We start from the raw sequence: 14,787 nt of genomic DNA, 5'->3' as shown, positions 1-14,787 counted from the left end.
ATGAAGTATCAATCATTAATCAACCTAGTGCTTGCTGGTAGCTTATTCTCTACTGGCAGTACTTATGTTGTGGCAGAACAAACAGTTGTCATAAAAAATACCCGCAGTGAAATGTCAGATAAACAATTACTAAAAACACGTCTAGCGAAGCTAGAGCATTTTTCAGCAGCTTTTGCTCAACAAGTTAGTGATGGTGCAGGTACCGAACTGCAACGTACAACAGGTAAACTTGCAGTACAAAAACCTAATTTAGTGTATTGGCATACGAAGCAACCCGAAGAATCGTTGATTGTCTCTGACGGTGAATCATTGTGGCTATTTGATCCTTTTATTGAGCAAGCCACCGCTTATAGTTTACAAGATTCTATTGCCAACACACCCATTTTGTTACTGACCAGTGATGATGACCAACTATGGGCTCAATATCAGGTAATTAAGCAGTCTGATATGCATTTTACGCTATCTTCTATTGACGATAATGCCCAAGTACAATCTCTTTCGATCACCTTTGAACCAACATCCGTCAATATTAAACAATTCACGATTACTGACGCCACGGGGCAAGTAAGTGATATAGTTCTGTCAGAGGTGGATAGTCAGAGTAAAATAGACGCGGAACTCTTTCAATTTAAAGTGCCTGAAGGTGTGTATTTAGATGACCAACGCTAATGGCGAGTTAGCGCTCGGCTTTGACGATAAAATACATGAATTTCAGCCGCTAGCAGCACAGCTTCGTCCTCGTACTTTGGATGAATATGTCGGCCAGCAACATATTCTCGCTCCGGGAATGCCACTTCATCAGGCTATTGGCCAGGGTAAGTGTCATTCTTTAATTTTTTGGGGGCCGCCAGGGACAGGTAAAACGACCTTAGCTGAAATTATTGCAACTCATGCAAATGCAGATATCGCTAGAGTTTCTGCGGTCACGAGTGGGATAAAAGAAATTAGACAAGCTATTGATGATGCAAAAGCGAGAGCCATTCATCAGCATAAACGTACTATTTTATTTGTTGATGAAGTTCATCGATTTAATAAAAGCCAGCAAGACGCCTTTTTACCCTTCATTGAAGACGGTACTATTATTTTTATTGGCGCTACAACAGAAAACCCAGCCTTTGAACTCAATAAAGCCATTTTATCACGGGCGCGCGTATACAACTTAAAAAAACTGTCTGAGCAGGAACTTTCATTAGTGTTATCACGTGCGTTAGCACATATTTTACAAACAAAAACATTGTCAGTCTCATTACCCGAAAAATCAGCAAAACAACTTGTACTATTAGCAGATGGTGATGCGCGAAGGTTATTAAACTTGCTTGAAAACTGTATTGACCTAGCTGAGCCAAATAAAAATACAATTGAGATCACTCTAGCTACCATAAAACAAGTTGCTGGTAATAAAATTGCGTTATATGACAAAGGTGGTGATGCCTTTTATGATTTGATCAGTGCATTTCATAAATCGGTACGAGGATCAGACCCTGATGCAGCCTTGTATTGGTATGCTCGTATTCTAACTGGCGGTGGTGATGCGTTATATGTGGCAAGAAGATTACTGGCGATAGCAAGTGAAGATATTGGAAACGCCGATCCAAGAGCAATGCAGTTAGCAATTAATGCCTGGGATACCTTTCAACGAGTGGGTCCAGCTGAAGGTGAACGAGCAATCGCTCAAGCTACCGTATATATGGCTTTAGCACCAAAAAGCAATGCAGTATATTCCGCGTTTAAACAAGCATTATCGTTGGCTAAAGAAACCAGCTCATTAGATGTTCCTTTACACTTAAAAAATTCAACCAGTAGCATTACCAAAGAGCTTGGTCACGGGCAAGAATATCGCTACGCGCATAATGAGCCGAACGCATTTGCTGCCGGAGAGAATTATTTTCCACCTGAAATTTGCCATACGAGTTTTTATCAACCTACTGATCGTGGTTTAGAAAAGCAATTAAAAGATAAGTTAGCATTTTTACAACAATTAAACCGGCAGTCAGATGACCAGCGCTATTAATCAAGTCACCTTATACGCATTAGTTGCATTAGGTGGTGCCGCTGGTGCAAGTTTCCGATTTTTTCTTTCGCAATTAATCTTTAATTGGTTAGGAAAGGGATTCCCTTTTGCCACGTTGGCGGTTAATATTTCCGGTTCGTTGATCATGGGCACTTTATACGGTTTAATAGAACAAGGTGTCATCGAAGTGAGCGTTTATCGCACACTTATCGGAATTGGTTTTTTAGGAGCCTTCACAACATTTTCAACATTTTCGCTCGATACCTTGCTCTTAATGCAACAAGGCGAAATAATGAAAGCCATAATCAATGTACTACTTAATGTCAGCTTATGTATATTAGCAGCTGGTTTAGGTATGTATTTAGTTACTCTTTTACACAAATAAACTTTAGACGTGAATGAACAATGCTTGATGCAAAATATTTAAGAACAGACGTAGCGGCAACAGCAGCTATATTAGCAAAACGTGGTTTTACTTTAGATACCGCTTTATTAACGCAGTTAGAAGAACAACGTAAAGCGATACAAGTCAAAACACAAGAATTACAAAGTCAACGCAATACCCGTTCTAAGTCCATTGGCCAAGCAAAAGCTCGCGGCGAAGACATTCAGCCTTTATTAGCAGAGGTTGGTAAACTTGGCGATGAACTAGAAGCGGCGAAACAAGAGCAAGAAAAGGTATTGGCGCAAATTAATGACATTGCTTCTGCGATCCCTAATTTAACTGATGAATCAGTACCTATGGGTGAAAGTGAAGACGATAATATTGAGGTTCGCAAATGGGGAACCCCTAAGACGTTCGAATTTGATGTTAAAGATCATGTTGATTTAGCAACTGCACTTGATAAAGGCTTAGATTTTGAAAGTGGTGCAAAGCTTGCCGGTACACGTTTCGCTGTCATGCGTGGCGGTATTGCAAAGTTACACCGTGCATTAGCACAATTTATGTTAGACGTGCATACTGAAGAACATGGCTACGAAGAAATGTATGTACCTTACTTAGTTAATCATGACTCATTATATGGAACAGGGCAGTTACCTAAATTTGGTGAAGACTTATTCCATACTGATTTAGCATCAAGACAATTTTCATTGATCCCAACAGCTGAAGTACCACTTACTAATTTAGTTCGTGATGAAATAGTCGACGAAAATACCTTGCCGATTAAAATGTGTGCCCATACACCTTGTTTTCGAAGTGAAGCGGGATCATCAGGTCGCGATATTCGTGGTTTGATCCGTCAACATCAATTCGATAAAGTTGAAATGGTGCAACTTGTAAAACCTTCTGAGTCTATGAAAGCGTTAGACGAATTAACCGGCCATGCTGAAAAGATACTGGAAAAACTAGGTTTACCTTTTCGCACAGTCGTTTTATGTACAGGAGACATTGGTTTTAGTGCGACGAAAACCTTTGACATTGAAGTGTGGTTACCGGCTCAAAATACGTATCGTGAAATTTCTTCATGTTCAAATATGGGAGATTTTCAAGCGAGAAGAATGCAAGCACGTTTTCGTAATAGTGAAACCAATAAGCCTGAATTGTTGCATTCATTAAATGGCTCTGGGTTAGCGGTTGGACGTACACTGGTAGCGGTACTTGAAAACTATCAACAAGCTGACGGCAGCATTGAAATACCAGAAGTGCTGCGCCCATACATGAAAGGCGCAACCAAAATCGGCTAAGAGATACTTTATAAAAGGGGTCAGGTACAATTTATTAAATGTACCTGACCCCTTTTTTGCTTTTAAAGAAATTATGTTACAGCATACAAGGTCTACTTAAGCCTAACACATATTTGGTTGGAGTTTTTTTTGAAAAGTATAGCCATACAAATTATTGTATTTTTTATTATTTTTCAGTTTTTGTCGTTTATCAAGCAAATTGATATGCTTTCTACTGATACCTCGATGGCATCGGAGCAATTTGTACTTGAAACAACAATAGGGCAAACAGTTTCGTTAACTCCCACCAAAAAAACAGTACTTTATTTCTTTGCTCCTTGGTGCAGTGTTTGCCACGCAAGTATTGGCAACCTTCAAGCCGTTTATGAAAAAAATCCACATATCGATGTTATTGCAATTGGTTTAGACTTCATCGAACAAGAGGAAGTTGATCGTTTTGTCAGTCGTCATCAACTAACGTTCCCCGTTGCATACGGAAATGAATCTATTAAAAAAGCATACAAAGTGCTCGGATATCCAAGTTATTACATTATAGATGAACAAAATACTGTTATTTCTAAATCAATGGGATATTCAACGGAAATAGGTCTTTATATTAGATCACTTTAGTTCTTCTGATCTTACGCTTGATTGTGTACACTTAGGGTTTCATAAAATCAAAAAAGCTAAATCGAACGATGCACATTTCTTCACATTTCGATAGCGGAAACATTGACGTTATTGATGCCACCAATATTAAAGATATTAAGTTGGCAATAAAAAAAGATAATCATTCTGAGTTTTATCAATGGTTTCATTTCAACGTTCATAATAATGAACATACCGAACATATTTTTCATATTACCAATGCAGGCCAAGCAGCTTATGTTGAAGGCTGGCAAGATTACCAAGCCGTAGCCTCCTATGACCGAGAGCATTGGTTCCGTGTACCAACCCAATTTGATGGGCAAAATTTAACCATCACCTTTACTCCAGAATTTGATAGCACATATTTTGCGTATTTTGCTCCATATAGTTATGACCGACACCAGTCATTAATACATAACGCACAATTGAGCGACGCCTGTCAGTTACAGTTACTTGGTCATACGCTTGATGGCCGAGATATTAGTGTTTTAAAAGTAGGGCAAGAAGCAGAAGGTAAGCCAGTTATCTGGTTAACCGCTCGCCAACATCCTGGCGAAACCATGGCTGAATGGTTCATGGAAGGCTTTATAGAACGACTGCTCGACATTGATGATGGTGTAGCTGTTAGTCTATTAAATACCGCTGTTTTTTATCTTGTACCAAATATGAATCCAGATGGTTCAGTTAGAGGACATTTAAGAACGAACGCTGCAGGGGTAAACTTAAATCGTGAATGGGACAACCCAACGATGGAAAATAGCCCAGAAGTATACCTAGTCCGTGAAAAAATGCTGGCTACCGGCGTTGATATGCACTTAGATATACATGGTGACGAAGCCCTACCTTATAACTTCGTTGCAGGTGGTGAAGGCATTCCGTCATACGATGAGCGATTAGCAAAATTAGAAAATTCCTTTAAAGATATCTTGCTTGCTATTACACCTGAGTTTCAAGATGATAAAGGTTACGAAAAAGATGAACCTGGAAAAGCGAACTTAAGCTTAGGATCTAATTGGGTGGGTGAGCAATTCAATTGTTTAGCATACACACTAGAAATGCCTTTTAAAGATAATATATTGCTACCAGATACAGAAATGGGCTGGTCAGATAACCGTAGTAGAATATTGGGTAAAGATGTATTAACGGCTATCTATCATCTTGTTGATGATTTAAGATAATAAAAATTTAATAATTATAATAATTTCAGGAGTTTGCAGTGGAACAATTTGTTAATACGCTTAACAGTTACATTTGGAGTTCTTACCTTATCTATTTATGTTTAGGTGCGGGTATTTTCTTTTCAGTGTTAACACGTTTTGCACAGATACGCCATTTTAGAGAAATGTGGCGCTTATTAATGTCAGGGAAAAGTTCAGAAAAAGGGATCTCGTCTTTCCAGGCACTGGCAGTATCCTTATCTGGTCGCGTGGGAACGGGTAATATTGCCGGTGTTGCAGCGGCTATAGGTTTTGGCGGGCCAGGTGCTGTATTTTGGATGTGGGTTGTTGCCTTCTTAGGCGCTGCGACTGCATATGTTGAGTCAACTAGCGCGCAAATTTTCAAAGAAGAAGAAAACGGCGTTTATCGTGGTGGTCCAGCTTATTACTTTGAAAAAGCGATGGGGCAAAAATGGTACGCTTGGATATTTGCGTTAGCGACAATTGTTGCATGTGGCTTATTGCTCCCTGTTGTGCAATCGAATGGTATCGGTGATTCACTCGTTAATGTATTTGGCGAAGGTGGCACGGTTAACTCATTCATGGGGGAATTACCATTAACGAAAGTATATGCCGCGGTATTTATTGTATTAATGCTTGGTTTCATTATTTTTGGTGGTGTTAAGCGTATCGCAAGTTTCACACAGATTGTAGTGCCGTTCATGGCATTAGCCTACATATTAATTGCATGTTCAATTATTGCGTTAAATATTGATATGTTACCTGGCATTTTTATGAGTATTATTTCTGATGCTTTTACACCAATGGCCGGCTTTGGTGCTGCAATTGGTTGGGGGGTAAAACGTGGTGTTTACTCAAATGAAGCAGGTCAAGGTACAGGGCCTCATGCTGCAGCTGCAGCTGAAGTTGATCACCCAGCACAGCAAGGCTTAGTACAAGCATTTTCAGTTTATATAGATACATTGTTTGTTTGTTCTGCAACGGCCTTTATGATCTTAATTACTCAACAATACAATGTTATGCCGGAAGGTAGCAGTGTGTTTATCGTACAAAATGTTTCAGCAGATGTTGTGATTAATGGCCCAGGCTTTACTCAGCTTGCAGTTGATAGCGTGCTTCAAGGTATTGGTAAACCATTTATAGCATTAGCATTGTTTTTCTTTGCATTTACTACGGTACTTGCTTATTACTTTATTGCTGAGAATAACGTTTCATATATCAACCGAACCGTTAAAATGCCTGCGCTGCGTTTTCTATTAAAGGTCGTTATTATGTGCGCTGTATTTTATGGTACCGTCGCTGAACCAAATGCTGCTTGGGGAATGGGTGATATTGGTGTAGGCTTGATGGCATGGCTTAATATTGTTGGTATAATCATTATTTTCTTTATGTCTAAACCTGCGATAAAGGCATTAAGAGATTACGAAAGACAGCAAAAAGAGGGTGTAGAAAAATATACCTTTGATCCAAAAGCACTTGACATCAAAAATGCTGAATTTTGGGAAAATAGAAAGTAATTGTTTATTCGCTTAAAATTAGTAAGATAATTAAAAATAAAAAACGCCTTTCGGGCGTTTTTTTGTAGAATACCTTAGATTAAATATAGGGAGTAGAAAATGGCTGTAATCAACTGCCCACAGTGTAATAAAAAAATTTCTGATAAAGCAAAAGTTTGTCCTCATTGCGCTTTAGAGCTAGAAGACTTTGATCAAGAAAAATTTGCTACTATGCAAAAGGTAAATTTTATCAAAAAATCCCAGCGGATAATGACATACTCGTTCATCGCAATGTTACTGTTTTGTGGTGGTTTTTTATATTATTACTCGCAAAATGTTCAATTGGGTACTACTGAGTTTTACATCTCTGTTGGCGCCGTTATCATCGGCTTTTTTATGTACATCGCGACACGTATACAACTAATTTTATTAAAAAGAAGAAGAAAGTAATCATGGATATTTTGACGGCTATAGAGAGTATGCCATTTGAAATGTACGAACGACTCAGATATGCCGCAGAAACAGGTAAGTGGCCTGAAGGTAGTATTGTAGACGATGCTCAACGAGAATCTGCATTACAACTTTCAATGGCATATCAAGCAAAGCATCTTAATTCTGATGAAATGTTATCTGTTGGGGCTGATGGTCAAATTATCAATAAAACAAAGCGCCAATTAAAAGAAGAGTTTACTGGGTATTCACCACAAGAAATTCAATCTTGTGATAAAAGCGAGTTAGAAATTGCTAGGTTTAAAACACAATGATATTTGATCGGTTTTTCAAAGCGAATTGGCAACATAAAAATGCTAATGTACGCATACAAGCAATAGAAAATGAATTAAGTGTTGATAACGACACGGAACATGACATTCTAAATACACTTATTCAGCAAGACCCAAGTGACCTAGTCAGACGAACAGCTTTACTTAAAATAGATAATATTTTTGTGTATCTAGCTGCTGCACATGATAATGATATGGCATCGATACGTAAGTTTTCTCAAGCACAACTTGAGAAACAACTTATGGGGTCGTCTTCAAACGCGTTATCTATCGAATGCAAACATCAACTTATTAATGATGTTCGTATGAATAAAGGCATCTTGGAGCATTGGTTAAAAACTGAATCTGATCCAGAGATGATCAATACACTTTTTAAACGTATAGATAAGCCACAATTACTTACCTCTGTGTTTAAACATCATCAGCAGCCTAAAATACAACAAGCGTTACTTGATGATAAATTAACCATTGAACAACTAGAAAAACTGGTTAAGTATTCTTGTACCGAAGGTATTGAGCAACAGATTGCTTTACGTATATCAACACTAAAAGCTCAGCAAGAGCTCCCCAATAAACTCGAAAAGTCTTGCCAATTATTGTTATCAAAATATTTAGCCCTTAAAGATGAAAAAGAATATCAACTACTTCTTGATAAACAACATGACTACGATGGTCAATGGTTAACTTTAAGAGCACAGTTTGATTGTTTATCTTCAGCGAAACAAGAAGTATTGGCTGCTAAATACCAAGAAATCAGCCAACAAGTAATACATGCACAACGTGCGAATGCAGAAGCATTTGAGCAGCAGAAAATAATCAAACAACAAGAGTTAAATCGCATTGCAGAGCACAAAGCGTTTTCAGAAGCAGTTCAAACATTAAAAAATCAGCTTCATGATGTTATTTTAAATGAAAACACTGAACAAGTTGAAGAAATTACACAGCAAACAGCGTTGTTAATTACTGAATTAAAAAGCAGTCAATTATCGACTAATCAACAAAAAACCTTGCAACAAAATTTACAAGTGATTAGCCAAAGGTTAGACAGAATTTCAGACATTATTGAAGCCAACGCACAGGCAACACAGCTAATAGCATCGTTCTCACAAAAGGCAGTGCCTGAATCTATTATGCAATACGATGCGCTTGTGCCGCAATATTATGATTGGTTATCTAACTGGAAAAAGTGTTATCAACAGGCATCTGATTATCTACCTGATTATGTCACAGAAGCTTATCAAGAAATTAATACTAAATGGCAACAAGCAATTGCGCCGTTTAAAAAACAACGTGAATCTGACTTTAGACATACACAACGAAAACTGAACGATACAAAGCACTTGATCCACATAGGTAAATACAATGCTGCTTTTGGTGTTTTTAAAGGTGCCAAAACGATGTTCGAAAAGTTACAGGAGAAGCAACAAGCTCGTTTATCGAAATTATATTTAAACGTTGAAGAGCAATTAGCCGAGCTAAATGATTGGGAACATTATGTTTCAACCCCTAAAAAGCAAGCATTATTATCAGACGTTGAACAACTGGCAAAACAACCTTTAGATAATCCAAAAGCACAAGCTGATAAAGTGAAAATGTTTCGCCAACAATGGAATAGTTTAGGGCATGCTGATGACACACTAGAACAAGCATTAAATACAAAATTTAACGAATATTGTGAGCTTGCATTCGCGCCATGCCGTACATATTTTGCTGAGCAAGAAGCGATAAGAGAAAGAAACTACGCTGCACGACTAAGTTTCATTGAACAAGCTAAGCAATTAGTCAGTGCAACAGATTTAAATGCTGAAATAGATAAAGCCGTTGCAAGCTCATTACGCACATTAATGCAAAAATGGCGTCAAGCTGGTGAAGTAGAACGTGCAAAATATAAGCAATTAAACCGTGAATTTAACCGTGTTGTTTCGCCTTTAAATCAAGCATTAAATTCACAATATCAGAATAATGAACATGCCAAATTAACATTGATTGCTAAAGCCAAAGAGTTGCAAAACTTAGCGGATACAAATCTAGCGGCTAATGAAGCAAAATCTTTACAGAATTCATGGAAAAAAATTGGCTTTAGTGGTCACGATGCAGAAAATAAATTATGGCAACAGTTTAGGCAAGTAAACGATGAAATATTTGCACGCAAATTTGCTGACAGTGCCCAAGCTGATGAGCAAGCTAAACAACAAGTTAATCAGGTTAAAGAGCAAGTTGAAGCTATCGTTCAACACTGTAGTAACGAAATTACATCTATAACCGCCGGTATAAAACAACTTACATTGTTGGCTGAAGAATCTAAGCAACAAAATATTGCTAAAAAAGTCAGTACTTCAATAGAGAGTGCTATTACTCAGTTAACACAGCAACGTGAAAAAATTAAAGAGCACCAACAACAGGAACATTGGCAAGTAATATTTGATTTGCTAACGGCTATTGCCAAAGGTGAAGAAATGCCTAACAACACTTTTGAGACATTGACTAATAGTTGGAAAAAGAAAATAACAACTTGCGTGACTGCAACTGAACGCGACAATGCACAGCGTTTAGAAAAAACGTTTGCTATTGAAGTGCTGGCTGATCTCGATTCAGCAGAAGCTGATGCGAGTCAAAAATTACAAGCTCAAGTCGCGCTTATGCAAGCAAAAATGACATTAAAAAATATGACTGACATTGAGCTGTTATTTAGCCAATGGTTGTCACTTGGAAAACTAATTGAAGAAGATGTTCCACTATTAACTCGTATCAAGCCAGCTTTTTTAAATAACAGCGCATTCAATATTGAATAAATAACTTGCCTTCCCATTGAACTCTTATTTTCCTGCTATAGTTATAAGAGTTTAAAGGGGAGATAGCATGAAATTGTTTTTACTCTTTTTCATCGGGCTGATTCATTTTAGTTGTTTTGCCATTAATGTTACTTTCGTAAACCCTTCAGTACCTGGCACACCATTTTGGGATAGAGTGACTGCCGTAGCAAAAGCTGCGGCAGAAGACCTTTCTATTAACCTTACAATTGTTTACGGTAAAGATAACCGCATCTATAATTTTAAAGCCATCGAACAAGTAATTGCGGCAGATAACAAACCAGATTATCTTATTTTCATGCCCTATGATGGCAATGCCGTTAATACATTTGAGCGCCTCGAACATGCTAAAATTCCATTTGTGACCATCGAACGAACCTTAAAAAAACATGAACAAACAATGATCGGCTTTCCCCAGCAAAAATTTTCTTATTGGCTTGGAGAAGTGTTTCACGACAATGTGTTTGCAGGGCGATTACTCGCTGATGAGCTGATAAAAGCAGCAAAGAAATAGCAGCAAAACAAAAACATTGTCGCAATAGGTTTAGCGGGAAGTTTTAGTGGTGAGTCGAACGAACGCACACAAGGATTAGAATTAGCAATTGCAGAAACTGACTTTGTATCTTTAGTGCAAGTTGTACCTGCTATTTGGAGTAGGGAACGAAGTAGAAATATTATCTTTCAACTCAATGCTAGATTTGGTCATATAGATATCGCATGGGCTGCTTCTGATGGTATGGCATTGGGGGTTTTAGATTCAATTGATAGTGGTTACAAAGGCTTAAATACTAACATGATTATTGGTGGGGTAGACTGGACAGAAGAAGGTTTGAAAGAAATTGAAAATGGGCGTATTGCGGCTAGCGTTGGAGGTCATTTCATGCAAACAGCCTGGGCGCTTATTAAGCTTTACGATCACCATAATGGCAAATCTTTTTTTAAACCAGGCGACCTCGGCAAAACCTACGATCTCGAAGCAATAACACGTGATAATATTGAACAATACAAAGTATTAACTAACAAGGTAGACTGGCGGCAGGTAGATTTTTCTCTGTTTTCGTTAGTCAATAATGAAAAGACAAGTTATGACTTCTCTTTTCATCATGTTTTAACTTCATTGCACCAGTAGTTTCACGTATTAGTATGGTTACTATTTTATTAATATGGGTGAATTAATCACTTAATTCACCACGTAGGTTTTTAATGAATAAACCTTTAATTTGCTCGTTCGTTAATGATTGACTTAACAAGTAATGTAATTTTGTTAGAGTTGCTTCTAATGTCATGTCTTGTCCACTGATAACTCCGCATCGACTTAAAGCTGATCCCGTTGCATATCCTTCCATGTTCACTCTACCTTTAATACATTGACTACAATTAACCACAATAATGCCTCGTTCATTGGCATCAGAAAGTAGGGCTAGTAAGCGCTCATCTTGTGGAGCATTACCTACGCCATAACTTCGAACAATAAGTGCTCTTACTGGTTGTTGTATCACATTGGCGATTAACTCATGACTGATACCCGGGTATAAATGTACAACACCGATAGGCTGAGGAGTGATCCTTGTCATCTTTACTGTATCTGTAGATCCAGAGGCAATGCTACCGGCGACAATTTTTATGTTTATCCCAGCCTCTAGTAAAGGAGGCATATTAGGGGAATCAAAAGCATTAAAGCCATCAGCGTAAGCTTTTATAGCGCGGTTTCCTCTAAACAACCGGTTATTGAAAAACAAGCCGACTTCATTAATCGGGTAGTTTGCTGCAATGTAAAGGGCATTCAAAAGATTCACTTGTCCATCTGAACGTAATTGACTGAACGGAATTTGTGAACCAGTGACAATAACGGGCTTTGATAAATTTTCAAACATGAAAGATAAAGCGGAGCTAGTATAGGCCATAGTGTCAGTACCGTGTAAGACAACAAAACCATCATATTCTTGATATTTCTCTGCAATATCATCAGCTATACGTTGCCAATCACTTGGTGTCATATTCGATGAATCGATTAAAGGATGGTATTCTTTTAAAGTGAATTCTGGCATTTCCTCACGATAAAATTCAGGCATATTTTGAATAGACTCTATTAAATGCCCTTTAGCGGGTATATAACCTTGTTCACTTGTCTTCATACCAATGGTGCCGCCAGTATAGGCGATATAAATTTTTTTCTTCATAATGTTGAGTGCGTCTATGGTTAGTGCCCCCGTGAAAGAATAAATATCGGAGGCATTAATTATAGTAAAGTAAATTTATTGGCTAATTTAGCTCACATGCTATGCATTTAGCATAAATACCTTGTGGATCGTTTAACGTTGAAACAGCCATTAGTTCTTGCTTCACATGGTTTAATAATATTTGTAGCTGATCAGGTGTTTGCTTGGTTTGTGTAGGTAAAAAAGCACGTGTTTCAGTAAAAATATTTTGCCAAAAAAGTTCCTCTGTTGACCTTACTTTTTCAATTAACATTGTTTCGTAATTCGTTAAATTTGCAAGTTCAGCAGCAAGTGAAATAGCATCGTCTAAATCACCAAGGGCATCAACTAAGCCTAATTGTTGTGCTTGTATACCTGACCATACACGTCCTTGTGCTATTTTATCAACTTCTTGTAAAGACATATTTCTATGTTTAGCGACTAAGGCAATAAAATCTTGATAACCTCGTTCAATACCGAGTTGAAAAACTTGAGCTACTTTATCATTAAGAGGACGAGCAATGCTAAAGCCTGCTAAATCAGTTGTGCCAACACCATCTGTGAAAATGCCTAGTTTTTCTAATGACTTTTCAAAGGTCATAAAAAAGCCAAAAATGCCAATAGAGCCGGTAATAGTAGTAGGGGATGCAACAATGGCATCAGCAGGCGCTGATATCCAGTAGCCACCAGATGCAGCATAAGCTCCCATCGAAGCTACAACGGTTTTACCTGCTTGTTTAAGTAGATCTATTTCATGGCGTATTATATCAGAGGCAAATGCACTGCCTCCTGGGCTATCAACCCTGAGTACAACAGCTTTAACGTGATGATTTAATCGCGCTTGTTTCAAATATTTTGCTAACGTATCACCACCAATAGTGCCAGGAGGTTGTTCACCGTCTAAAATGGTCCCTTTAGCCACAATAACAGCGACTTTTTCTGTATTACCTTGTCCAATCGGTACCATTGATGTTGTTGCTCGAAGATATTGATTTAAGCCTATTTGATTGAAATTTCCGCGTGAGTTTCCGCCAACCATAGTTAGTAGAGCTTCATTTATTTCATCGTGAGTTTTTAGTTGATCTACCCAGTGATTATTTAGTGCGTATTGCGCAATTTTACCATCGGCTTTTTCGAGTTTATCAAGCAAAATATCAATAGATTCATCAAAGTTATCAATGCTAAATTCTCGTTGAGCTGCTACGTCTGTTTTATATTGAGACCATAACTGCGATAACCACAGACGATTGGCTTCTTTTGCTTCTTGTGACATATCATCACGAATAAAAGGCTCCACTGCAGATTTATAGGTACCAACACGAAATACATGCTGTGAAATTGCTAATTTATCAAAGGCTGATTTAACATATGTTTGATAGCGACCGTAACCATCAAGTAGTAACCACCCATTAGGGTTCATCCAAATTTCATCAGCGTAACTGGCTAAGTAATATTGATCTTGAGTGAACTGATCACCAACAGCAATTACCTTTTTACCTGTGGTTTTAAAGTCTTGTATATATTTAGCAATCATTCTTGCTTTTGTAATGTTTGCACTAGACATTTTAGCTAATTTTAAGACGATCATTTGAATACGATCATCCTCTTTCGCGGTAGAGATTGCATCTAATACATCTTGTAATAATACCTCTGGTCGATCATTAGGTTGATCGGTAGCCTCAGCTAAAAAGGCATCTAGTGGATCAATTTCAACTTTTTGTTCAACAACATCGCCTTCTATATTTAACACTAATGCAGCTTTACTAGGCACGATAACTTCAGCCTCATCATTGGTGAAAATAATGACAACAATAAATAATACTAAAAAGAAGACAACATTAACGATAATTTTTCGGGAAACGTTTAGTAACTGAAATAAGCTTTTGCTGATCCTAACAATAGCGCTAGGGTGTTTATCACTCATAAATATTTAATCTTAAATAATGCAATACATGTTTATATGCTATAAGAATATCTATCGTTTAAGTAGTGCAAATTG

Annotated in this window: 12 protein-coding genes and 1 pseudogene; 11 read left to right on the top strand and 2 right to left on the bottom strand. The window is 37.7% G+C overall.

Annotated elements, in window-relative coordinates:
• The 11 genes and pseudogenes from lolA (at window position 1) to BI291_RS18595 (ending at window position 11,719) form a co-directional block, all read left to right on the top strand.
• The gene (gene lolA, locus BI291_RS11820) at window positions 1-669 is read left to right on the top strand and encodes an outer membrane lipoprotein chaperone LolA (RefSeq protein WP_074498974.1); all 669 of its coding nucleotides are present in this window, start codon (window positions 1-3) and stop codon (window positions 667-669) included.
• Window positions 656-2,011 carry a replication-associated recombination protein A gene (locus BI291_RS11815; protein ID WP_074498973.1) on the top strand — a complete coding sequence of 452 codons (1,356 nt, stop codon included), beginning with the start codon at window positions 656-658 and terminating at the stop codon, window positions 2,009-2,011. The genes lolA and BI291_RS11815 overlap by 14 nt, the downstream gene beginning before the upstream one ends.
• Window positions 1,995-2,396: a fluoride efflux transporter CrcB gene (gene crcB / locus BI291_RS11810; RefSeq protein ID WP_139302610.1), complete on the top strand. Its 402-nt coding sequence runs from the start codon at window positions 1,995-1,997 to the stop codon at window positions 2,394-2,396. Before BI291_RS11815 ends, crcB begins: the two co-directional genes overlap by 17 nt.
• Window positions 2,397-2,416: 20 nt before the next feature.
• On the top strand, window positions 2,417-3,697 hold the full coding sequence (serS, locus tag BI291_RS11805) for a serine--tRNA ligase (protein WP_074498972.1): 1,281 nt from the start codon (window positions 2,417-2,419) through the stop codon (window positions 3,695-3,697).
• A 129-nt stretch (window positions 3,698-3,826) separates the two neighbouring features.
• Window positions 3,827-4,306, top strand: a complete 480-nt coding sequence (locus BI291_RS11800) for a peroxiredoxin (protein ID WP_254849571.1) — start codon at window positions 3,827-3,829, stop codon at window positions 4,304-4,306.
• A 68-nt stretch (window positions 4,307-4,374) separates the two neighbouring features.
• Window positions 4,375-5,502, top strand: coding sequence for a M14-type cytosolic carboxypeptidase (locus BI291_RS11795; RefSeq protein WP_074498970.1), 1,128 nt, complete (start codon window positions 4,375-4,377; stop codon window positions 5,500-5,502).
• Window positions 5,503-5,540: 38 nt separating this feature from the next.
• A complete protein-coding gene (locus BI291_RS11790) occupies window positions 5,541-7,019 on the top strand; it encodes a sodium:alanine symporter family protein (protein ID WP_074498969.1) in 1,479 nt (492 codons plus the stop codon).
• Window positions 7,020-7,118: 99 nt separating this feature from the next.
• Window positions 7,119-7,448 (top strand): zinc-ribbon domain-containing protein, encoded by a 330-nt coding sequence (locus BI291_RS11785; RefSeq protein WP_074498968.1) that lies wholly within the window; start codon window positions 7,119-7,121, stop codon window positions 7,446-7,448.
• Window positions 7,449-7,450: 2 nt separating this feature from the next.
• Window positions 7,451-7,762: a YeaC family protein gene (locus BI291_RS11780; RefSeq protein WP_083602024.1), complete on the top strand. Its 312-nt coding sequence runs from the start codon at window positions 7,451-7,453 to the stop codon at window positions 7,760-7,762.
• Window positions 7,759-10,572, top strand: a complete 2,814-nt coding sequence (locus tag BI291_RS11775; protein WP_074498966.1) for a DUF349 domain-containing protein — start codon at window positions 7,759-7,761, stop codon at window positions 10,570-10,572. Before BI291_RS11780 ends, BI291_RS11775 begins: the two co-directional genes overlap by 4 nt.
• Before the next feature lie 67 nt (window positions 10,573-10,639).
• Window positions 10,640-11,719 (top strand): annotated as a pseudogene (locus BI291_RS18595) (ABC transporter substrate-binding protein).
• A 43-nt stretch (window positions 11,720-11,762) separates the two neighbouring features.
• On the opposite strand, the gene ansA reads toward BI291_RS18595, so the two are convergent.
• Window positions 11,763-12,770, bottom strand: a complete 1,008-nt coding sequence (gene ansA, locus BI291_RS11760; RefSeq protein ID WP_217693825.1) for an asparaginase — start codon at window positions 12,768-12,770, stop codon at window positions 11,763-11,765.
• A gap of 82 nt (window positions 12,771-12,852) precedes the next feature.
• Complete coding sequence (gene sppA / locus BI291_RS11755) at window positions 12,853-14,712, bottom strand: signal peptide peptidase SppA (protein WP_074498962.1); 1,860 nt, start codon at window positions 14,710-14,712, stop codon at window positions 12,853-12,855.
• Window positions 14,713-14,787: the final 75 nt, after the last annotated feature.

Origin of the sequence: Thalassotalea sp. PP2-459 (genome assembly GCF_001913705.1) — a bacterium.
GTDB lineage: Bacteria > Pseudomonadota > Gammaproteobacteria > Enterobacterales > Alteromonadaceae > Thalassotalea_C > Thalassotalea_C hakodatensis.
The sequence above is the reverse complement of the archived record's forward strand: the minus strand, read 5'-3'. Positions and strand labels throughout refer to the sequence as shown.